Source organism: Streptomyces sp. NPDC002776 (genome assembly GCF_053592195.1).
Genome location: NZ_JBSFVG010000002.1, coordinates 308,708 through 329,086 on the forward strand (window position 1 = coordinate 308,708; position 20,379 = coordinate 329,086).

20 protein-coding genes are annotated in these 20,379 nt (G+C 71.1%); 8 read left to right on the forward strand and 12 right to left on the reverse strand.

Annotated features, from left to right (window positions below; genetic code table 11):
* Position 1 precedes the first annotated feature (1 nt).
* Genes ACWD11_RS05560 through hisD form a run of 7 tightly spaced genes read right to left on the reverse strand, consistent with a single transcriptional unit; the run spans position 2 to position 4,954 of the window.
* Positions 2-397: a RidA family protein gene (locus ACWD11_RS05560; protein ID WP_389418588.1), complete on the reverse strand. Its 396-nt coding sequence runs from the start codon at positions 395-397 to the stop codon at positions 2-4.
* The gene (priA, locus tag ACWD11_RS05565; RefSeq protein WP_389418587.1) at positions 394-1,134 is read right to left on the reverse strand and encodes a bifunctional 1-(5-phosphoribosyl)-5-((5-phosphoribosylamino)methylideneamino)imidazole-4-carboxamide isomerase/phosphoribosylanthranilate isomerase PriA; all 741 of its coding nucleotides are present in this window, start codon (positions 1,132-1,134) and stop codon (positions 394-396) included. Before priA ends, ACWD11_RS05560 begins: the two co-directional genes overlap by 4 nt.
* A complete protein-coding gene (gene hisH / locus ACWD11_RS05570) occupies positions 1,134-1,778 on the reverse strand; it encodes an imidazole glycerol phosphate synthase subunit HisH (protein WP_389418586.1) in 645 nt (214 codons plus the stop codon). The genes priA and hisH overlap by 1 nt, the downstream gene beginning before the upstream one ends.
* The gene (locus tag ACWD11_RS05575) at positions 1,775-1,939 is read right to left on the reverse strand and encodes a hypothetical protein (protein ID WP_389418585.1); all 165 of its coding nucleotides are present in this window, start codon (positions 1,937-1,939) and stop codon (positions 1,775-1,777) included. Before ACWD11_RS05575 ends, hisH begins: the two co-directional genes overlap by 4 nt.
* Positions 1,936-2,529 carry an imidazoleglycerol-phosphate dehydratase HisB gene (gene hisB / locus ACWD11_RS05580; protein WP_250070406.1) on the reverse strand — a complete coding sequence of 198 codons (594 nt, stop codon included), beginning with the start codon at positions 2,527-2,529 and terminating at the stop codon, positions 1,936-1,938. The genes ACWD11_RS05575 and hisB overlap by 4 nt, the downstream gene beginning before the upstream one ends.
* Positions 2,526-3,632, reverse strand: coding sequence for a histidinol-phosphate transaminase (locus ACWD11_RS05585; protein WP_389418584.1), 1,107 nt, complete (start codon positions 3,630-3,632; stop codon positions 2,526-2,528). Before ACWD11_RS05585 ends, hisB begins: the two co-directional genes overlap by 4 nt.
* Positions 3,629-4,954, reverse strand: a complete 1,326-nt coding sequence (hisD, locus tag ACWD11_RS05590) for a histidinol dehydrogenase (protein WP_389418583.1) — start codon at positions 4,952-4,954, stop codon at positions 3,629-3,631. The genes ACWD11_RS05585 and hisD overlap by 4 nt, the downstream gene beginning before the upstream one ends.
* Before the next feature lie 170 nt (positions 4,955-5,124).
* Between hisD and ACWD11_RS05595 the strand changes: the two genes are divergently transcribed.
* From ACWD11_RS05595 to ybaK, 4 genes are all read left to right on the forward strand, one after another.
* Positions 5,125-6,702 (forward strand): oxidoreductase, encoded by a 1,578-nt coding sequence (locus tag ACWD11_RS05595; protein WP_389418582.1) that lies wholly within the window; start codon positions 5,125-5,127, stop codon positions 6,700-6,702.
* Positions 6,703-6,790: 88 nt separating this feature from the next.
* Positions 6,791-7,801: a hypothetical protein gene (locus ACWD11_RS05600; RefSeq protein WP_389418581.1), complete on the forward strand. Its 1,011-nt coding sequence runs from the start codon at positions 6,791-6,793 to the stop codon at positions 7,799-7,801.
* A gap of 11 nt (positions 7,802-7,812) precedes the next feature.
* On the forward strand, positions 7,813-8,553 hold the full coding sequence (locus ACWD11_RS05605) for an LON peptidase substrate-binding domain-containing protein (protein ID WP_389418580.1): 741 nt from the start codon (positions 7,813-7,815) through the stop codon (positions 8,551-8,553).
* Positions 8,554-8,561: 8 nt separating this feature from the next.
* Positions 8,562-9,053 (forward strand): Cys-tRNA(Pro) deacylase, encoded by a 492-nt coding sequence (gene ybaK / locus ACWD11_RS05610; protein WP_389418579.1) that lies wholly within the window; start codon positions 8,562-8,564, stop codon positions 9,051-9,053.
* 154 nt (positions 9,054-9,207) lie between these two features.
* Here the strand turns inward: ybaK and ACWD11_RS05615 are convergent, their stop codons facing one another.
* The 4 genes from ACWD11_RS05615 to ACWD11_RS05630 form a co-directional block, all read right to left on the reverse strand.
* The gene (locus ACWD11_RS05615) at positions 9,208-9,912 is read right to left on the reverse strand and encodes a hypothetical protein (protein WP_451281449.1); all 705 of its coding nucleotides are present in this window, start codon (positions 9,910-9,912) and stop codon (positions 9,208-9,210) included.
* Between the two features lie 34 nt (positions 9,913-9,946).
* Positions 9,947-10,771: an ABC transporter permease gene (locus tag ACWD11_RS05620; RefSeq protein WP_389418577.1), complete on the reverse strand. Its 825-nt coding sequence runs from the start codon at positions 10,769-10,771 to the stop codon at positions 9,947-9,949.
* Positions 10,772-10,877: 106 nt separating this feature from the next.
* Positions 10,878-11,852: an ABC transporter ATP-binding protein gene (locus ACWD11_RS05625; protein ID WP_389418576.1), complete on the reverse strand. Its 975-nt coding sequence runs from the start codon at positions 11,850-11,852 to the stop codon at positions 10,878-10,880.
* 106 nt (positions 11,853-11,958) lie between these two features.
* Positions 11,959-13,173 (reverse strand): NYN domain-containing protein, encoded by a 1,215-nt coding sequence (locus ACWD11_RS05630; protein ID WP_389418575.1) that lies wholly within the window; start codon positions 13,171-13,173, stop codon positions 11,959-11,961.
* A gap of 221 nt (positions 13,174-13,394) precedes the next feature.
* On the opposite strand from ACWD11_RS05630, the gene ACWD11_RS05635 reads away from it, so the two are divergent.
* Positions 13,395-13,559 (forward strand): hypothetical protein, encoded by a 165-nt coding sequence (locus tag ACWD11_RS05635; RefSeq protein ID WP_389418574.1) that lies wholly within the window; start codon positions 13,395-13,397, stop codon positions 13,557-13,559.
* Between the two features lie 85 nt (positions 13,560-13,644).
* Here ACWD11_RS05635 and dnaE read toward each other — a convergent pair whose 3' ends face one another.
* Positions 13,645-17,184, reverse strand: coding sequence for a DNA polymerase III subunit alpha (dnaE, locus tag ACWD11_RS05640; protein WP_389418573.1), 3,540 nt, complete (start codon positions 17,182-17,184; stop codon positions 13,645-13,647).
* 170 nt (positions 17,185-17,354) lie between these two features.
* Here dnaE and ACWD11_RS05645 point away from each other — a divergent pair, with 170 nt between their 5' ends.
* The 3 genes from ACWD11_RS05645 to ACWD11_RS05655 all read left to right on the forward strand — a co-directional run bounded on the left by ACWD11_RS05645 (position 17,355) and on the right by ACWD11_RS05655 (position 20,367).
* Positions 17,355-18,701 carry a DUF2252 domain-containing protein gene (locus ACWD11_RS05645; protein ID WP_389418572.1) on the forward strand — a complete coding sequence of 449 codons (1,347 nt, stop codon included), beginning with the start codon at positions 17,355-17,357 and terminating at the stop codon, positions 18,699-18,701.
* A gap of 65 nt (positions 18,702-18,766) precedes the next feature.
* The gene (locus tag ACWD11_RS05650) at positions 18,767-19,462 is read left to right on the forward strand and encodes a hypothetical protein (protein ID WP_451281453.1); all 696 of its coding nucleotides are present in this window, start codon (positions 18,767-18,769) and stop codon (positions 19,460-19,462) included.
* Positions 19,463-19,527: 65 nt separating this feature from the next.
* Positions 19,528-20,367 carry a thioredoxin domain-containing protein gene (locus tag ACWD11_RS05655; RefSeq protein ID WP_389418570.1) on the forward strand — a complete coding sequence of 280 codons (840 nt, stop codon included), beginning with the start codon at positions 19,528-19,530 and terminating at the stop codon, positions 20,365-20,367.
* Positions 20,368-20,379 lie beyond the last annotated feature (12 nt).

Below are 20,379 nucleotides of genomic sequence, written 5' to 3' on the forward strand. Positions count from 1 at the left end.
TCTAATGTCCTCTGAATGCTTCTATTTCCACTTCGACCAGGATGCGCGAGTCCACGAAGCCCTCCACCACGAGCAGCGTCGACACCGGCCGCACCGCGTCGAAGAACTCCTGGTGGGCCCGGCCCACGGCGTCCACGTCCCGCGCGTGGGTCAGGTACATCCGCGTGCGGATCACCGACTCCACCCCGAGCCCGAACTCGCCGATCGCCTCGATCGCGCTGGTGAAGGCCGCCTTGGCCTGTTCGTACGGGTCGCCCTCGCCGTACAGCACATCGCCCTTGAAGGACGTGGTGCCCGACACCAGCACCAGGTCCCCCGCCGCCACGGCGCGGGCAAAACCGAAGGACTCTTCCCAGGGACTTCCGCTCTGCACCCGCCGTACGGCATCGGACGTCATGACGACACAGCCTCCAAGGCCTCTTCCAGGGTGAACGCCTTCGCGTACAGCGCCTTCCCGACGATGGCGCCCTCGACACCGAGGGGTACCAGTTCGGCGATGGCGCGCAGGTCGTCCAGGGACGACACGCCGCCGGAGGCCACGACCGGGCGGTCCGTCGCCGCGCAGACGTTCTTCAGCAGCTCCAGGTTCGGGCCCTGGAGGGTGCCGTCCTTGGCGATGTCGGTGACGACGTAACGGGCGCAGCCCTCCGTGTTGAGGCGCTCCAGCGTCTCGTAGAGGTCGCCGCCGTCGCGGGTCCAGCCGCGGCCGCGCAGCGTGGTGCCGCGGACGTCCAGACCGACCGCGATCTTGTCGCCGTGCTCGGCGATGACCTTGGCGACCCACTCCGGGGTCTCCAGCGCGGCCGTGCCGAGGTTCACGCGGGTGCAGCCGGTGGCCAGGGCGGCGGCGAGCGTGTCGTCGTCGCGGATGCCGCCGGACAGCTCGACCTTGATGTCCATCGCCTTGGCGACCTCGGCGATCAGGTCCCGGTTGTCGCCGGTACCGAAGGCGGCGTCCAGGTCGACCAGGTGCAGCCACTCGGCGCCGGAGCGCTGCCAGGCGAGGGCGGCCTCCAGCGGGGAGCCGTAGGAGGTCTCCGTGCCGGACTCGCCGTGCACCAGGCGGACCGCCTGGCCGTCACGGACGTCGACGGCCGGGAGGAGTTCGAGCTTTCCTGAGGGCTTGGCAGACATCAGAGGGTTCCGATCCAGTTGTTCAGCAGCTGCGCTCCGGCGTCGCCGGACTTCTCGGGGTGGAACTGCGTGGCCCACAGGGTGCCGTTCTCCACGGCGGCCACGAACGGCTTGCCGTGCGTCGACCAGGTGACCTTGGGGGCCGTCATCGAGGCGTTGTGCGTCTCCAGGGTCCAGTCGTGGACGGCGTAGGAGTGCACGAAGTAGAAGCGGGCGTCCGCGTCCAGGCCGGCGAACAGCTCGGAGTCGGCCGGGGCGTCCACGGTGTTCCAGCCCATGTGGGGCACGATGTCGGCCTGCAGCGGCTCGACCGAGCCGGGCCACTCGTCGAGCCCCTCGCTCTCCACGCCGTGCTCGATGCCCCGCGCGAACAGGATCTGCATCCCGACGCAGATGCCGAGCACCGGGCGCCCGCCGGACAGCCGGCGGTCGACGATCCAGTCACCGCGCGCTTCGCGCAGGCCCGTCATGCAGGCGGCGAAGGCGCCGACGCCGGGCACCAGCAGCCCGTCGGCGTTCATGGCCTTGTCGAAGTCGCGGGTTATCTCGACCTGGGCGCCGGTCCGGGCGAGGGCGCGCTCGGCGGAACGGACGTTGCCGAAGCCGTAGTCGAAGACGACGACCTTCTTCGAAGAAGCGCTCAACTCCACACCTCCAGCCTCATGACACCGGCGACCAGACACATCGCGGCGCCGATGGAGAGCAGCACGACCAGGTTCTTCGGCATCCCCTGCTTGACGAAGGAGATGATCCCGCCGACCAGGAAGAGGCCGACGACGATCAGGACGGTGGACAGGCCGTTCACAGCGCGCCCTTCGTGGAGGGGAGGATGCCGGCCGCGCGCGGGTCGCGCTCGGAGGCGTACCTCAGGGCCCGGGCCAGCGCCTTGAACTGGCACTCCACGATGTGGTGAGCGTTGCGCCCGTAGGGCACGTGCACGTGCAGCGCGATCTGCGCCTGGGCGACGAAGGACTCCAGGATGTGCCGGGTCATCGTGGTGTCGTACTCGCCGATCATCGGCGCCATCTTCTCGGGCTCGGTGTGCACGAGGTAGGGGCGGCCGGAGAGGTCGACGGTGACCTGGGCGAGGGACTCGTCCAGCGGGACCGTGCAGTTGCCGAAGCGGTAGATGCCCACCTTGTCGCCGAGGGCCTTCTTGAAGGCGGCGCCCAGGGCGAGGGCGGTGTCCTCGATGGTGTGGTGCGAGTCGATGTGCAGATCGCCCTCGGTCTTCACGGTCAGGTCGAACAGACCGTGCCGGCCGAGCTGGTCGAGCATGTGGTCGTAGAAGCCGACGCCTGTCGACACGTCCACCTTGCCGCTGCCGTCGAGATCGATCTCGACGAGCACCGAGGTCTCCTTGGTGACTCGCTCCACGCGTCCCACGCGGTTCATGCGCTCTGCTCCTTCTTCAGTTCACGTACCGCGTCGAGGAACGCGTCGTTTTCGGCGGGGGTTCCCGCGGACACCCGCAGCCAGCCGGGGATGCCGTTGTCGCGGACCAGCACACCCCGGTCGAGGATCTGCTGCCAGGCGGTGTGGGAGTCCTCGAAGAGTCCGAACTGCACGAAGTTCGCGTCGGACTCCACCACCGCGAAGCCCAGGGCCCGCAGCTCGGCGACCAGCCGGTCCCGCTCGGCCTTCAGCTGCTCGACGTAGCCGAGCAGGGTGTCGGTGTGCTCCAGGGCGGCCAGGGCGGTCGCCTGGGTGACGGCCGACAGGTGGTAGGGCAGCCGGACCAGCTGGACGGCGTCGACGACGGCCGGGTGCGCGGCGAGGTAGCCGAGGCGCAGGCCGGCCGCGCCGAACGCCTTCGACATGGTCCGCGAGACGACCAGATGCGGCCGCCCCTCGATCAGCGGCAGCAGCGAGTCGCCGTGGCTGAACTCGATGTACGCCTCGTCGACCACCACGATCGACGGCTTGGCCGCCTGGGCGGCCTCGTACAGGGCGAGGACCGTCTCGGCCGGGACGGCGTTGCCGGTGGGGTTGTTGGGGCTGGTGATGAAGACGACGTCCGGCCGGTGCTCGGCGACGGCCCGCTCGGCGGCGGCGAGGTCGATGGTGAAGTCGGCGTTGCGCGGCCCGGAGATCCAGCCGGTGCCGGTGCCGCGCGCGATGAGCCCGTGCATCGAGTACGAGGGCTCGAAGCCGAGGGCGGTACGGCCGGGCCCGCCGAAGGTCTGCAGCAGCTGCTGGATGACCTCGTTGGAGCCGTTGGCGGCCCAGACGTTGGCGAGGGAGACCTGGTGGCCGGAGGTGTCGCTCAGGTACGCGGCGAGCTGGGTGCGCAGCTCCACGGCGTCCCGGTCGGGGTAGCGGTTGAGGTTCCGGGCCGCGTCGCGCACCCGCTCGGCGATCCGCTCGACCAGCGCCTCGGGCAGCGGGTAGGGGTTCTCGTTGGTGTTCAGCCGTACCGGCACGTCCAGCTGGGGCGCGCCGTAGGGGGACTTGCCGCGCAGCTCGTCCCGTACGGGGAGATCGTCGATGCCAGTCACTTGCCCTCAGGAACCTTCCACCCGAACCGTGCCTTGATCGCCGCGCCGTGCGCCGGCAGATCCTCCGCCTCCGCCAGCGTGACCACGTGATGCGCCACCTCCGCCAGCGCGTCCTTCGTGTAGTCGACGATGTGGATGCCGCGCAGGAAGGACTGGACCGACAGGCCCGAGGAGTGGCAGGCGCAGCCGCCGGTCGGCAGGACGTGGTTGGACCCGGCGGCGTAGTCGCCGAGCGAGACGGGTGCCCAGGGGCCGATGAAGATCGCGCCGGCGTTGCGCACCCGGTCGGCCACGGCGGCCGCGTCGGCCGTCTGGATCTCCAGGTGCTCGGCGCCGTAGGCGTCGACGACCCGGAGGCCCTCCTCGATCCCGTCGACGAGGACGATCGCGGACTGCTTGCCCTTGAGCGCCGGGACGATCCGGTCGTCGATGTGCTTGGTGGCCGCGACCTGCGGCTCCAGCTCCTTCTCCACCGCGTCCGCCAGCTCCACCGAGTCGGTGACCAGGACCGCGGCGGCCAGCGGGTCGTGCTCGGCCTGGCTGATCAGGTCGGAGGCGACGTGCACCGGGTCGGCGGTGGCGTCGGCGAGGACCGCGATCTCGGTCGGGCCGGCCTCGGCGTCGATGCCGATCTTGCCGGTGAAGTAGCGCTTGGCGGCGGCGACCCAGATGTTGCCGGGGCCGGTGACCATGGGGGCGGGCGGGCAGGACTCGGTGCCGTAGGCGAACATCGCGACGGCCGTGGCGCCGCCGGCGGCGTACACCTCGTCGACGCCGAGCAGCGCGCAGGCGGCGAGGATCGTCGGGTGCGGCAGGCCGCCGAACTCCGCCTGAGCCGGGGAGGCGAGCGCGATCGACTCGACGCCGGCCTCCTGGGCCGGTACGACGTTCATGATCACGGAGGACGGGTACACCGACCGCCCGCCCGGCGCGTACAGCCCGACGCGGTCGACCGGCACCCACTTCTCGGTCACCCGGCCGCCGGGCACGACCTGCGTGGTGTGCGTCGTACGGCGCTGCGCGCGGTGGACGAGACGGGCGCGGCGGATGGACTCCTCCAGGGCCGCGCGGACGGCGGGGTCGAGTTCTTCGAGCGCCTTGCCGAGGGCCGCGGCCGGAACCCGCACCTGGTCGAGCCGGACCCCGTCGAACTTCTCCGCGAAATCGATCAGCGCCGCGTCGCCACGATGATGCACGGCCTCGCAGATCGGACGCACCTTCTCCAGGGCGGCCTGAACGTCGAAGTCGGCTCGGGGCAGCAGGTCGCGCAGTGCGGGGCCCTCGGGAAGGGCGTCGCCGCGCAGATCGATTCGGGAGATCACGACGTCAATTCTCTCAGACCGCGCTCGGGCCCTGTCCGCACGTATCAATGGCTGATACAGAAGTGCCCACGGAGAGCGAGATCACCTTCACGTTCTGTGTTCAGTCCGTCACTCAGCGGGCATGAACGGTTGTACGAAACCCATGAGTAGCCGGGGAGGAAGGAACAGCTGTGACCGACGGGGCCGGCCTGCGCGACGGAGAGCCGCCGGACGATCTGACCGCCGCCGAGGCCGGGATGTGGCAGGCCTTCCGCAACGGCAGCGTGTACGACCTGAGCAGCGGCGACACCGTCGTCGACGATCCGCACGGCGGGCATCCGTGGGGGCCCGAGCGGGCCGTGCGGGCCCGGATCGTGTGCTGGCTGCTGCTGGACGGGCCGCCCGCGCTGGCCGGCCGGGTGTCGTCCCTGAAGCTGGTCGGCGTGCGGATCGACGGCAGCCTGGACCTGGCGGGCGGCACGGTGGTGCCCTACGTCGAGATGCGCGGCTGCCGTTTCGAGCGGGACGTGCTGTTACCGGAGGCCCGGTTCACGACCGTGCGGCTGGTGGACTGCTCGGTGCCGCGCCTGGAGGCGGCCCGGGTGCACACCGAGGGTGATCTGCATCTGCCGCGCTGCCGCTTCCACAACGGCATCCGGCTCACCGACGCCCGGATAGGCACCGACCTGCTGCTCAACCAGGCCATCGTGTACCGCGACCGCAGCGGCCGTTCGATCGCCGGGGACGGCATGTCCGTCGGGCAGGACCTCCAGGCGGAGCTACTGGAGTCGCACGGCGAGATGAGCCTGCGCAGCGCGAAGATCGGGGTGTCGCTGAGCCTGCGCGGGGCGCGGCTGGTCAACCCGTACACGCGGCTGGCGCTGAACGCCCCCCAGCTGACCGTGGAGCGCTCCCTGTACCTGACCCCGGCGGGCCTGGGGAACCCGCTGCTCAGCGGCATGACCCCGGCCCGCGGGACCCGGATCCAGCGGTTCGAGTGCCAGGGCGGGGTGCGGCTGGACGACGGGCGGTTCGGGGACGCGGTCGACATGGAGCGGGCCCGGTTCACCTTCACCGACGAGCAGGAGCTGTCGCTGCGCCGGATACAGACTCCGGAGCTGCGCTTCCTCGGGGAGCATCCGGCGCGCGGCACGGTCGTGCTGTCGGGCGCGCGGATCGTCAACCTGATGGATCGCGCGGACGCCTGGCCGGGCCCCGGCCGGCTGCACATGGGCGGCTTCTGCTACGAGAACCTGGTGCCGCGCGGGCCGTTCCCGCTCGACGAACGGCTCGGCTGGGTGGCCGCGGCGACCGCCGAGTACAACCCGGAGCCGTACGAGCGGCTCGCCTCGGTGCTGCGGGCCGGTGGTGAGGACGAGGACGCGCGCGAGGTGCTCCTGGCCAAGCAGCGCCGGCGCCGCGAGAGCCTGCCGATCGCCGCCAAGCTGTGGGGGTACGCGCAGGACTGGACGGTCGCCTACGGGTACCGGCCGGGCCGGGCGGCGGTGTGGATGGCGATGCTGTGGGCGGCGGGCTCGGTGGCCTTCGCGCGGGGCGGGCATCCGCCGATCAAGCGCGGGGAGCACCCGGAGTGGAACCCGACGCTGTTCGCCCTGGACCTGCTGCTGCCGGTCATCGACCTGGGCCAGGTCGGCTTCTGGCAGCTCAAGGGCGGCTGGCAGTGGCTGGCGGCGGTGATGGTGCTGCTGGGCTGGATCCTGGCGACGACGGTCGCGGCGGGGGCGAGCCGGACGCTGAGGCGGAGCTGAAGCTTTTTACCCGCCCTTGACCCAGCGCCGTACAACTTTCCGGGAGTTGCCCGGAGCCTCTGGCGCCGTTTCGACCTGCGGCTTTTCAATGGTCGACACCATGGCTCTGCTGCTGCCGTTCATCCGCGGGCCGCGGATGACAAGGACCCCCCTCCCCGTCGCCGTCCGCGCCGACGACGAGGTGCTGCTGGACGTGCCCGACGCCCGGCTGGGTCCCGCGCTGGTCGCCGCCGCGCAGGGCGACCACGAACCGGCCGCCGCGCTGCTCGCCGCCACCCGCGTGGCCGGCGAGTGGGAGCACCGGGACCGGTACACGGCCCGGCTCGCCGCCTTCGCCCACGCCCGCCCCGACTGGTTCCGGGCCTGGCGCGCGGCGGCCCCGCACGACCCCGACAGCCTTGTCGTCGACGCCCAGCTGAGGGTGGACCGCGCCTGGCGGTCGCCGGCCCGGGCCGAGCTGCTGCGCGAGGTCAGCCCGCTGGTCACGGCCGCGGCGCACGGCGACGACCGGGACCCGGTGCCCTGGCGGATCGCCCTGGACCATGCCCGCGGCGCGCAGGCCGGGCCGCGGTACGTCGAGGAGCTGTGGGAGGCGGCGATGCGCCGCGCCCCGCACCACTACGGCTGCCATGTGGCGGCCCTGCGCTATCTGGCGTCCTCCTGGCACGGCTCGCACCGCGAGTGCCTGGACTTCGCCGACCGTGCCGCGCAGGACGCCCCGCCGGACTCCCTGGTGCAGGCGCTGCCGGTACGGGCGGTGTTCGCGTATCTCGCCGACGGCTGCGGTCCCGAGGTGCCGCGGGTCCAGCTGGACGCGGCGGCGGACCGGGCGATCGGCCTCTCGGCGCTTCTTCCCGCGGCGGACCCCTGGCCCGCGGAGACGCGCAATCTGCTGACCTACGTCCTGGTGCGACTGGACCGGATCGCGGACGCCCTGGAGCAGGTGCGGCTCACCGGCCCGTACGCCACGTCCTTCCCCTGGGACCGCTTCTGCGACGATCCGCTGGGCCACTGTCTGCGGGTGCGGGACGAGCTGCGGGACCCCTCCGGCCGTCCGATCACCGGGCACCCCGGACGCAACCCCTCCGGCGACCATTAGGCTCTTGCGTCGTGACCACCGTCCGGCTCCCGCTCTTCCCCCTGAACTCGGTGCTGTTCCCGGGGTTGGTGCTGCCCTTGAACGTCTTCGAGGAGCGCTATCGCGCCATGATGCGCGATCTGCTGAAGACCCCCGACGAGGAACCGCGCCGGTTCGCCGTGGTGGCGATCCGCGACGGCCATGAGGTGGCGCCGACCGCGCCCGGCATGCCCGACCCCACCGCGGTGCCCCAGCGCGGGCCCGCGGCGGGCTTCGGCGCCGACCCGATCAAGTCCTTCCACTCCACGGCCTGCGTGGCCGACGCGGCGACGATCCGGGAGCGGGCGGACGGCACCTTCGAGGTGCTGGCGACCGGTACGACGCGGGTGCGGCTGGTGTCGGTGGACACGTCGGGCCCGTTCCTGACGGCGGAGCTTCAGGAACTGCCGGAGGACCAGGGCGAGGAGGCGGGCGCCCTGGCCGAGGGGGTGCTGCGCGCCTTCCGCCAGTACCAGAAGCGCCTGGCGGGAGCCCGCGAACGCTCCCTGTCCACAGGGGCGGACCTGCCGGACGAACCGTCGGTGGTGTCCTACCTCGTGGCGGCGGCGATGATGCTGGACACCCCCACCAAGCAGCGGCTGCTCCAGGCCCCCGACACCGCCTCCCGGCTGCGGGACGAGCTGAAACTCCTTCGCGCGGAGACCTCGATCATCCGTAGCCTGCCGTCACTGCCGGCGGCGGACCTGACGCGTGCGCCGACGAGTCCGAACTGAGGCGAGCGATGGCGAAGAAGCGACAGTCGGGGGGCACCCCGGCGACGGTGGCCCTGACCGCGGCAGGCGTGACCTTCACGACCCACGCCTACGAGCACGACCCCGCCCACCCGTCCTACGGCGAGGAGGCGGCCGAGGCCATGGGCGTCTCCCCCGACCGGGTCTTCAAGACCCTGGTGGCCGAGGTGGACGGCAAGCTGACCGTGGCGGTGGTCCCGGTGGCGGGCCAGCTGGACCTGAAGGCGCTGGCCGCGGCGGTGGGCGGCAAGAAGGCGGCCATGGCCGACCCGACCCTCGCCGAACGCACGACGGGCTACGTGAGGGGCGGCATCTCCCCGCTGGGCCAGCGCCGGAGGCTGCCGACGGTCCTGGACGCGTCGGCGAGCGGGCACGCCACGATCTGCGTCTCGGCGGGCCGCAGGGGCCTGGAGATCGAGCTCTCCCCCACCGACCTGGCCGCCCTGACGGAAGCGACCCTGGCCCCCATCGGGCGCGTTTGACCCCTCGACGGACGTCCTCCGCTCGGTTAAGCAGAGGGGACATGTCGAAGAAGACGCGGAAACGCAAATGGCGCATGAAGAAGGGCCGGGCGAACCACGGCAGGCGCCCCGCGTAGGGGCGCGCGCCGGCGAGTGGGGCGGCGGGGGCGGGAAGCTACGCCTGCGGCGCCCCGTACCCGTCCTTGTACCCGTCCTCGGGCTGCTGCCGCTGCTCGTACGGATCCGGATCGCGCGGCCCGAACAACCCCGTCAGCCCCAGATGCACCACGAGCCCCGCCACGGACCACACCAGCAGCGCCCCCTTGGCATCGAGCTCCAGCGGCGCCGAGAAGGTCTTCCCCTTGCCCACGTCCTCCGCATGGGCGATGACATCCTGCGCGGGCCCGAGCCACACCCCCAGCCGCCACGCCAGCAGCGACCCGAGCAGCCCGCCGAGGGCCAGCGCGACCACCAGCGGCACGCCCCCGCGCCGCCGGACCAGGAACACCCCGAGCGCGCTCACCGCACCGAACGCGAGCGCCAGCAGCGTGAACGTCCCGTCGACGCCCACCGCCTGCTCCCCCTCGGTGTCCTTGAGGTAGACGACCCAGCCGCCGTCGACCACGTCTCCCACCAGCGGCACCCGGGGCGCCAGCCACCACCACAGCAGACCGAGCAGCACCCCGGCCACCGCCACGCCCACCGTGACCACGGCGGCCTCCCGCAGCTCGGTCCGCATGCCGGGCCCGTCGTCGCCGTACGAGGGAGGCGGACCGTACGGGTAGGCCCCGTGTCCGGCGCCGGGCGCGGGCGGCTGCTGCCACGCACTGTCGGCGGAGTGGTCACGCGGCGGAGGTGGTGGAGTCAGCGGTGCGGTCACCCTGACATCGTGCCAGGCCCGTCCGGGCGCCGCGTCACCGGACGGCCGCCCGGCGGTACGCCCAGGTAGCGGCGGCCAGCGACACCACACCCACCCCCGCGCACACCGCGAGGTCCCCGAGCACGTAGGCCCAGTCGGGGCTCTCCCCGAAGGTTCGGGCGAAGGCCTCGACGCCATAGGTCGACGGCAGCAGATCCCGGGCGAACCGCACCGCCTCGGGCATCCGCTCGGCGGGCAGCACCCCCAGCAGCAGCGCGGCGGACATGCCCAACTGGCCCAGTACGGTCGCCAGTTCCGGCCGGGGTGCCAGCAGTCCCAGCGCGGCCCCGAGCCCCGCGAGCGCGGCACCGGCCAGCGGGATCACCGCGATCAGCACCCACAGATGAGCGAGCGGCAGACCGAACAGCACGCACCCGAAGACGGCGGTGACCACGGTCCCGGGCACGGTGAAGGAGGCGTACGCCCCCGCGGCCCCGAGCACCACCGCCGCCGGCGGCACCGGCAGCGTCGCGTAGTGGTCGAGGCCCCCGCTGGCCCGCAACTGCCCGAAGTACTGGGCGAGCAGGTTCAGCGCGACGAAGGCGACGACCAGCACCGACGACCCGGCCACCACGGCCCGCGCCTCGTCCCCGCCGTCCACGACCCCGCGCATCAGGATCATGATCCCGACGGACTGGAAGGTCGCCACGAACAGCAGCGGGATCCGCGCGACCCGCGCGCGGGACAGCTGGGCCCGGTACACGGCGCACAGCGACGGCCACAGCCGGGCCCGCGGCCCGAGCTCGGCCGGTTCCGTAGCAGGCGTCTGGTCCGCGGCGGGCGCGCCGGCCGGCAGAACCTCGGCGGGTACGACACTCACGTGGCGCTGCTCCTCTTCGCTCCGGCGGTGGTTCCGTTCCGTACGGATGCGACGGTCGTCCTGCTCAGGCTCTCATCAGTCGTACTCACCGCTGCCCCAGTCGCGCTCAAGCCTTCACCAGCCCCTGCCGCGCGGCTCCGCCCAGCGCCAGGTAGACGTCCTCCAGGCTGGGCGTGGCGAGGGTGAAGTCGTCGAGGGCGGAGAAGGCGGCCCCGCCGGTGACGGTGGCGACGACCGCGCGTGCCTCGTCGGGGGCGAGCCGCAGTGTCCAGCGGCGGCCCGACTCGACGACCCGGTCCTGGAGCGCGGCGACCTCGGGAACGTGCAGCGGCGCAGCGTCCCGCCACACCAGGTCGACCCGGACCTCCCCGGCGACCTGCTCCTTGAGTCCGGTGGGGGTGTCGCAGGCGATCACCCGGCCCCGGTCGAGGACGGCGACCCGGTCGAGCACGGTCTCGGCCTCGATGACGTTGTGGGTGACCAGCAGCACGGTCGTCCCGTGCTCGGCCCGCCGCCGGTCGACGGCGGACCAGACCGCCCGCCGCGCCACCGGGTCCATCCCGGTGGTCGGCTCGTCGAGCACGAGCAACGGCCGCGCGCCCACGAGGGCGGCGGCGAAGCAGGCGAGCCTGCGCTGACCGCCCGACAGCTTCTTCAACGGCCGCCCGGCGAGCTCGGTCAGGCCCAGTTCCTCCAGTACGGCGTCCCGCTCGGCCCGCGCCACGCGCACGTCCAGGCCGCGCAGCCGTCCGGTGGTCTCGGCGGCGAGGGAGACGGTGAGCTCGTCCAGGGCGGTCGACTCCTGCCCGAGGTAGGCGAGGATCCGCGCGGCCCGTTCCGGGTGCCGCACGATGTCGTGCCCGAGGATCTCCACACTGCCGCGATCGGGCCGCATCAGCCCGGTGAGCTGCCGTACGAGGGTGGTCTTGCCGGCGCCGTTCGGCCCGAGCAGGCCGAAGATCTCACCGCGCCGGATGTCCAGCCGTACATCGTCGGTGGCGCGCACCTCGGGGGTGGCCGGGGTGCCCCGCCGGCCCCGTACCGCGGGATAGGTCTTGGTCAGTCCGCGCACAGCACACACGACATCACCACAGGGCCGAAGTGCCGGTGCCGCGCGCTTACTCACAAGGGATGAGACTACGGGGTCGGGCCGCCGGGCCCGTCCTTGGGGCGGCGTATGTGCCGTTTCACTCCCCCGCGGACGCGTGTTCGGCCGCCGTCCGCACGTCGATCTCCCGCCAGAACCCGGCCCGGATCGCGTACCGGTCGTGCTCGTCGATCTGGTCGTCCTTGTGGGCCAGCAGCCCGAACCGGGCCGCGTACCGCAGCAGCTCCCCGTCGATGCGGTGCGGGATCCGCGGGTACATCCCGGAGAGTTTCTGAAGATGGCTCTGGTCGCCCAGCCGCCCCATCCAACGCCGCGCGAACACCTGTCCGACCTCGTAGGGGTCGCCGCCGACGGTGGTGATGTCCTCCTCGCGGTCGGCCCACCGCTGCTCCGCCGTGGTCACCTGGGCCAGCGTCGGCATGGAGGCGACCTCGGGCGGCTCGGCCGCGATGCCGGGGCGGTCCACCCACCCCTTGTCGGAGGACCACCGCAGGGTCGCCCCGGCGGGCTGCGCGGGGGGCTGCACGCCCGGGGCGCGCAGGGCGGCCAGGTCCTTCGGCGTGGGCACGCCCTTCGGCGCCGGGACCCGCTCCTGCGCGCCGTTCTCCCTCACGGCCGGCGTCGGGTGCTCGCGCTCCTCGGCGGGCCGCTCGGACGGGGCGAGCGCGGAGTCGGGCAGCGGCGCGGAGAGGATCGCGGCGATCTCGGGCCGCGGTGCCGGCGGCGGCGCGCAGATCCCGCCGAGCTCCTTGGCGCGGACGGCCTTGGTGATCCAGGTGCGGTCCAGGACGCGCCGCTCGTCGGCCTCGGCGACCAGGTCCTCGGACTGGTTGTAGTCGCCGTCGGCGGCCTGCACGGCCCACAGGTGGACGGCCACGCCGTGTTCCTTGGCGGCCATCATGCCCGGCAGCAGATCGCCGTCCCCGGTCACCAGCACCACGTCGGAACAGGCCCGGTTGCGGGCGAGTTCGGTCAGCTCGGCGTGCATGGCGGCGTCCACGCCCTTCTGGGCCCAGCGTCCGTCGCTGCGGGTCAGGGCACCGAGCCGCACGGTCACCCGGGGCATCACGCGCAGCCTGCGGTGTTCGGGCTGCGGGACGCGGTCGGGGGCGCCGTCGAACCAGTAGATGCGCAGCAGGGGGCGTTCGGTGTCCGATTCCGCCCGTTCTCGCAGGCCCTGGATGAGGGCGGTGTGATCGACGGTGATCCGGGACCGGGAGGGCTCTCCGGCGAGAAGAGAGGCGGCGGCCCCCAGCAGATACCCGGCGTCCACCAGGACGATGCAGCGGTCCACGCGATCCACCCTCTTTCCGGGAGGTTTGCTTCGGGCTTCCTTCGAGTCTGCCCGACCGCGCGAAGGTTAACGGCCGGGACTCGATCTTCGGCGTGGCGTTTCGGAGTGCCCTGCTCGAACGAGCGCCGTCACAGCCGGTAATTGTCCGACATGCGTTCTTTGTCGGGCTATGTGAATCTGGTCGCGGCCCTGGCCCCTACATCCCCACAGGAGGCATCACCATGGCCAAGAACAAGAACCGTGACCGAAAGCAGCCGCAGACCGAGCGCGGACAGCAGCAGGCCCCGCACTCCTCGACGGAGACGACGGCCGAGCCGCGGATGTCCCCGATGACGCCCGGCGAGGTCGCGCGCAAGGACAAGCGCAAGAGGTTCGGTCACAACTGACATCTTCATAACGGGCCGTCGAAGCCCAGGCACATGACGAGGGGCGCACCCGACACGCGGATGCGCCCCTCTCGCACGTCTCGGCTCAGCCGGCCAGGCAGGACGGTCCGAGCAGCACCTTCAGGTCGCCGAAGAGCGCCGGGTCGGGCTTGACCCGGTGCCGGTCCAGGCGCAGCACGGTCGTCTTGGTCGGGCCCTGGAGCTTGATCCGGACCTCGCTGTCGCCCCGGTGGTGGCTGAGGATCTCGCCGAGGCGGCTGACCATCGGCGGGGTGACCCGGGTGGCCGGGATGGTGAGGATCACGGGCGCGTTGGTACCGGCGTTCGACAGGTCGGGGACCTGCAGCTCCATCGCGACCAGCCGCGGGACGTCCTCGCGCTTGTCCAGGCGGCCCTTGACGAACACCACCGCGTCCTCGACGAGCTGGGTCGACACCAGCTGGTAGGTGGCCGGGAAGAACATGCATTCGATGGAACCGGCCAGGTCCTCGACGGTGGCGATGGCCCAGGCATTGCCCTGCTTGGTCATCTTGCGCTGGAGGCCCGAGATGATGCCGCCGATGGTGACGACCGCGCCGTCCCCGTGCTCCCCTCCGGTGAGCTGGGCGATGCCCGCGTCGGCCTTGTCCGACAGCACGTGCTCCAGGCCGAAGAGCGGGTGGTCGGAGACGTACAGACCCAGCATCTCCCGCTCCTGGGCGAGCAGATACGTCTTGTCCCACTCGTCGGTGGAGAACTCGACGTCGAGGCCGAAGCCGGGCTCGCTGCTCTCCTCCTCGCCCATGCCGCCGAAGAGGTCGAACTGGCCCTCGGCCTCCTTGCGCTTGACCGCGACCACATTGTCGATCATCGGCTCGTACTGCGCGGTCAGGCCCTTGCGGGTGTGGCCCAGGGTGTCGAAGGCACCCGCCTTGATCAGCGACTCGGTGGTGCGCTTGTTGCAGGCCACCGCCTCGACCTTGTCGAGGTAGTCGGGGAAGGAGGCGTACTTGCCCTTGGCCTTGCGGCTCCTGATGATCGAGTCGACGACGTTCGTGCCGACGTTCCGCACGGCCTCCAGGCCGAAGAGGATCACGTCGTCGCCCTGGGCGGCGAAGTTGTGCACCGACTCGTTGACGTTCGGCGGGAGCACCTTGATGCCCATGCGGCGGCACTCGTTGAGATAGATCGCCGACTTGTCCTTGTCGTCCTTGACCGAGGTCAGCAGGGCGGCCATGTACTCGGCGGGGTGGTTGGCCTTCAGGTAGGCGGTCCAGTACGAGACCAGTCCGTACGCGGCCGAGTGGGCCTTGTTGAAGGCGTAGCCGGCGAACGGGACCAGCACGTCCCACAGGGCCTGGATGGCCTCGTCGCTGTAGCCGTTCTTGCGGGCGCCGGCCTGGAAGATGGTGAAGTTCTTCGCCAGCTCGTCGGGCTTCTTCTTGCCCATCACGCGGCGCAGGATGTCGGCCTCGCCGAGCGAGTACCCTGCGATGATCTGCGCGGCCTTCTGCACCTGCTCCTGGTAGACGATCAGGCCGTAGGTGACGGCCAGGACCTCTTCCAGGGGCTCCTCCAGCTCCTTGTGGATCGGAGTGATCTCCTGGAGCTTGTTCTTGCGCAGCGCGTAGTTCGTGTGCGAGTCCATGCCCATCGGGCCGGGACGGTAGAGCGCCGAGACGGCGGAGATGTCCTCGAAGTTGTCGGGCTTCATCAGGCGCAGCAGCGAGCGCATGGGGCCGCCGTCGAACTGGAAGACACCGAGGGTCTCACCGCGCTGGAGCAGCTCGAAGGTCGTCGGATCGTCGAGCGGGAGGGCCAGCAGGTCGAGTTCGATGCCCTTGTTGGACTTCACCATCTTGACGGCGTCGTCCATGATCGTCAGGTTGCGCAGGCCGAGGAAGTCCATCTTCAGCAGGCCGAGCGACTCGCACTGCGGGTAGTCCCACTGCGTGATGGTCACGCCGTCGGTGTGCCGCACCCAGATCGGGGCGTGGTCCACGATCGGCTCGCTGGACATGATGACGCCGGCGGCGTGCACGCCCATCTGCCGGACCAGGCCCTCGACGCCCTTGGCGGTGTCGATGACCTTCTTGACGTCCGGCTCGTTCTCGTACATCGCGCGGATCTCGCCGGCCTCGCTGTAGCGCGGGTGCGAGGGGTTGGTGATGCCGTCGAGGTCGATGCCCTTGCCGAGGACGTCGGCGGGCATCGCCTTGGTGAGGCGGTCGCCCATGGCGTACGGGTATCCCAGCACGCGCGCGGAGTCCTTGATGGCGTTCTTCGCCTTGATCTTGCCGTAGGTGCCGATCATGGCGACCTTGTCGGCGCCGTACTTCTCGGTCACGTACCTGATCACCTCGACGCGCCTGCGCTCGTCGAAGTCGATGTCGACGTCGGGCATGGAGACGCGCTCGGGGTTCAGGAACCGCTCGAAGATCAGTCCGTGCGGGATCGGGTCGAGGTCCGTGATGCCCAGCGCGTACGCGACGATCGAGCCGGCCGCGGAGCCTCGGCCCGGACCGACCGCGATGCCCTGGCTCTTGGCCCACATGATGAAGTCGGCGACGACGAGGAAGTAGCCCGGGAACCCCATCTGGATGATGACGTCCATCTCGTACTCGACCTGCTTCTGCCGGTCCTCGGGGATGCCGCCGGGGAAGCGGCGCTCCATGCCGCGGCGGACCTCCTCCTTGAACCAGGTGACCTCGGTGTAGCCCTCGGGGATGTCGAACTTCGGCATGAGGTTCTTGGCCTCGAACATGCCCGTGGTGTCGACCTGCTCCGCGACCAGGAGGGTGTTGCGGCAGCCCTCCTGCCAGGCGTCCGAGGAGTCGATGGCGTACATCTCCTCCGTCGACTTCAGGTAGTAGCCGGTGCCGTCGAACCTGAAGCGGTCGGGGTCGGAGAGGTTCTTGCCGGTCTGGATGCACAGCAGCGCGTCGTGCGCAGCGGCCTCGTGCGCGTACGTGTAGTGCGAGTCGTTCGTCACCAGGGGCGGGATGCCGAGCTTCTTGCCGATCTCCAGCAGGCCGTCCCGCACCCGGCGCTCGATCTCGATGCCGTGGTCCATCAGCTCCAGGAAGTAGCGGTCCTTGCCGAAGATGTCCTGGTACTCGGAGGCGGCCTTCAGTGCCTCGTCGAACTGGCCCAGGCGCAGCCGGGTCTGCAGCTCGCCGGAGGGGCAGCCGGTGGAGGCGATGAGCCCCTCGGACCACTGGGAGATGGTCTCCTTGTCCATCCGGGGCCACTTCTGCAGCCAGCCCTCGGCGTACGCGTCCGAGGAGAGGCGGAAGAGGTTGTGCAGGCCGGTGGCGTTCGCCGCCCAGATCGTCTTGTGGGTGTAACCGCCCGAACCGGAGACGTCGTCCCGCTTCTGGTGCGGCTGGCCCCACTGGATCTTGCGCTTGTTGCGCCGGGACTCGGGGGCGACGTACGCCTCGATCCCGATGATCGGGGTGACCCCGGCCTTCTTCGCGGAGTGGAAGAAGTCGTACGCGCCGTGGAGGTTGCCGTGGTCGGACATGGCGATATGGGTCATGCCCATCTCATTGCACGCGTTGAACATGTCCTTCAGCCGCGCGGCACCGTCCAGCAGCGAGTACTGGGTGTGGACGTGCAGGTGCGTGAACGGCGGCTTTGACACGGTGGGCCCTCCAGGGGAAACACTCGGCGACAGGCTGGCGGACAGTTCTGGGGTCAGCGTCGAAGTCTATGCCGCGGCACCGACACTCCGCGGGCACTCCGACGTACGGTCGTGCGTTGGACACGACAGAGACGCTGTCGTCCAAGCACCGCACCAGGAGGCACCCAGCGATGTCGGTCCCGAAGCTCAGCGACGAGCGCGGCGAGGAGATCCTCGCCGTCTTCGACACCGCGTTCGGCGAGCTCCTGGCCGCCGACCCGGCCGCGTTCCGTGTGAAGTTCCGCAAGATGGCGGCCTCCGCGTTCGCGTTCTACCGGGGCACGGCGTGCCTCTTCTACCACGACCTCGACGCGGAGAACGCCGGGCGGGGCGGTGGGAAAATACTCAGTGGGCCGTTCCTGGACGAGCGCACCTCGCGCGTGTGGATCCACGGCGACCTGCACGCGGAGAACTTCGGCACGTACATGGACTCCACCGGCCGCCTGATCTTCAACGTCAACGACTTCGACGAGGCCTACGTCGGCCCCTTCACCTGGGACCTCAAGCGCTTCGCCGCCTCCGTGGCGCTCATCGGGTACGCCAAGGCGCTCAGCGACGAGCAGATCACCGACCTGGTCGAGGTGTACGCGGGCGCGTACCGCGAGCGGATCCACGCACTGGCGACGGGCGCCAAGAGCGACGAGGTGCCGCCGTTCACCCTGGACACCGCCGAGGGGCCGCTGCTGGACGCGCTGCGCGACGCCCGCGCGCTGACCCGGTTCGGGCTGCTGGACTCGATGACCGAGATCCGGGACTTCGAGCGCCGCTTCGCCGCGGGCGGCGGCTCCGTCGAGCTGGACGCCGCCACCCGCTACAAGGTGCTGGCCGCCTTCGACGGCTACCTGGAGACGCTGCCGGAGTCCTCCCTGGCCCGCCCGGACTCCTACCGCGTGAAGGACGTCGTCGGGCGGCGCGGCATCGGCATCGGATCGGCCGGTCTGCCGTCGTACAACATCCTCCTGGAGGGCAACAGCGACGCCCTGGAGAACGATGTCGTGATCTACATCAAGCAGGCCCAGACCCCGGCCGTCTCCCGGCACATCACCGACCCGGCGATCCGTGACTACTTCCAGCACGAGGGCCACCGCACGGTGATCTCCCAGCGCGCGCTCCAGGCGCACGCCGACCCGTGGCTGGGCTGGACCGAGCTGGACGGCTCGGGCCAGCTGGTCGCGGAGGTCTCGCCGTACGCGGTGGACCTGGACTGGGGCGACATAGACGACCCGGAGGAGATCGCGGCGGTCGTCGCCGACCTCGGCCGGGCGACGGCGGCGATGCACGCGGCGGCGGACGACACCTCCGGCGAGTCCCTGGTGCCGTTCTCCACCGAGCGGGCCATCGACGCGGCCATCGCGGCCGACGAGGACGGCTTCAGCGACCTGCTGGTGAGCTTCGCGCACGAGTACGGCGCACGCGCGCGTGCCGACCACCAGACCTTCGTGGACCTCTTCCGCAACGGCCGCATTCCGGGCCTGTGACGCGAGGCCTCACAGGAATCCTTTAGGGATCCCTTACGGCCCCACGTGCCAGACTCTTGCGCGCTATGGACATATCCGGGACCCCGCTACGAGCGCTCCGCGCGGCGCTGTTCACGGCACTCGTCGTGACGCTCAGCACCGCGTCGCACGTGCTGCTGTCCGGGGTCCCGCTGCCGCTGAACACGGTGGCCCTGGTCGCCGCCACCGTGTTCGCCGTCGCCTACGCACTGGCCGGACGCGAGCGCGGCTTCGGCCGGATCGCCGCCCTGCTGATCCCCCTGGAACTGGCCGCCGACACCGTCTTCACCACCGGCCAGCACGCCTGTTACGGCGCCGCGGGCGGCCCCGTCACCGGCCCGTTGCGCTCGGTCGGCCTGGACGTGCTGTGCGGTGACGGCACCCGGGTCGGCACCGCGCTGACCGCGGTGGGCGAGAAGGCCGGCACCGACCGGCTCGCCACGCTGCTCGCCCACGCCGACCCGGGCACCGCCTGGCTGCTGCTCGGCGCGCATCTGGCGGTCGGCCTGCTGGCCGCCGCCTGGCTGCGCCGCGGCGAGCGAGCGCTGGCCCAGCTGCTGCGGGCGGTCGCGGCCACCACCTTCCGGCCGCTGCTGCTGGCGGTCGCCGCCGTGACGGTACGGCCGCCCCGGTCGCCGCGCCGGCTCCCGCGCTTCGTCCGCCGTACCCCCTCCGCCCGTGAGCGGATCCTCGTGCACTCCCTGGGACGGCGTGGACCGCCGTGCTCGGCCGCTGTCGCCTGAGCACCAGCAGTCCACCCCTGTATCCCGCACACCCGATGTGTGCGCTTCCCATGGAGAGAACCCCTATGAGCAAGCGGAACAGCCAGGCCTCGAAGTCGGCGGCACGCGAGCGGCTGCGTATCGAGCGCGAGCGTGCGGCCAAGCGGGCCAAGGTCAAGCGGCAGGTCGTGGTGGCCTGTTCGGTCGTCGGTGTGCTGGCGGTGGCCGGCGGCATCGGCTACGCGGTCGTCCAGTCCAACAAGCCCGGCCACTGGGAGGCCGTGCGGGACGAGAAGGTCGTCGCCCCGGCCAACACCACCGGCACCGACGGCACCACCGTCGTCATCGGCAAGGACAGCGCCGAGAAGACCCTGAAGGTCTACGAGGACCCGCGCTGCCCGGTCTGCGCCTCCTTCGAGCAGACGGTCGGCCCGACCGTCGAGAAGGACGTCGAGGACGGCAAGTACAAGATCCAGTTCGTCGGCGGCACCTTCCTCGACGGCGACCAGCTCGGCGACGGCAAGGTCGGCAGCAACGGCGAGGGCTCCAAGAACGCGATGAGCGCCCTCGGCGCCGCGCTGAACGTCAGCGACGAGGCGTTCCTGCAGTACAAGGCGGCGCTGTACTCGGCGAAGTGGCACCCCGAGGAGTCGGACGACAAGTTCAAGGACGACGACTACCTCATCGAGATCGCCGACTCCGTCGACGCCTTGAAGGACAACACCACGTTCCGGAACGCCGTGACCAACGGCACCTACGACGCCTGGGCGCTCGCCATGTCCAAGACCTTCGACACCAACAAGGACGACGTCACCGGCACCCCGAGCCTCGTGATGGACGGCAAGAGCCTCACCACGGACCAGGGCAACCCCCCGATGACGGTGGAGGAGTTCACCACGCTGGTGGACGCGGCGCTCAAGGCCTGAACCCGCCTACCA

Coding starts and splice junctions, on each gene's coding strand:
- ACWD11_RS05560 (WP_389418588.1), bottom strand. CDS start 397: ATGACGTCCGATGCCGTACGGCGGGTGCAGAGCGGAAGTCCCTGGGAA.
- priA (WP_389418587.1), bottom strand. CDS start 1,134: ATGTCTGCCAAGCCCTCAGGAAAGCTCGAACTCCTCCCGGCCGTCGAC.
- hisB (WP_250070406.1), bottom strand. CDS start 2,529: ATGAACCGCGTGGGACGCGTGGAGCGAGTCACCAAGGAGACCTCGGTG.
- ACWD11_RS05600 (WP_389418581.1), top strand. CDS start 6,791: ATGGTCGACACCATGGCTCTGCTGCTGCCGTTCATCCGCGGGCCGCGG.
- ybaK (WP_389418579.1), top strand. CDS start 8,562: ATGGCGAAGAAGCGACAGTCGGGGGGCACCCCGGCGACGGTGGCCCTG.
- ACWD11_RS05635 (WP_389418574.1), top strand. CDS start 13,395: ATGGCCAAGAACAAGAACCGTGACCGAAAGCAGCCGCAGACCGAGCGC.
- ACWD11_RS05645 (WP_389418572.1), top strand. CDS start 17,355: ATGTCGGTCCCGAAGCTCAGCGACGAGCGCGGCGAGGAGATCCTCGCC.
- ACWD11_RS05650 (WP_451281453.1), top strand. CDS start 18,767: ATGGACATATCCGGGACCCCGCTACGAGCGCTCCGCGCGGCGCTGTTC.
- ACWD11_RS05655 (WP_389418570.1), top strand. CDS start 19,528: ATGAGCAAGCGGAACAGCCAGGCCTCGAAGTCGGCGGCACGCGAGCGG.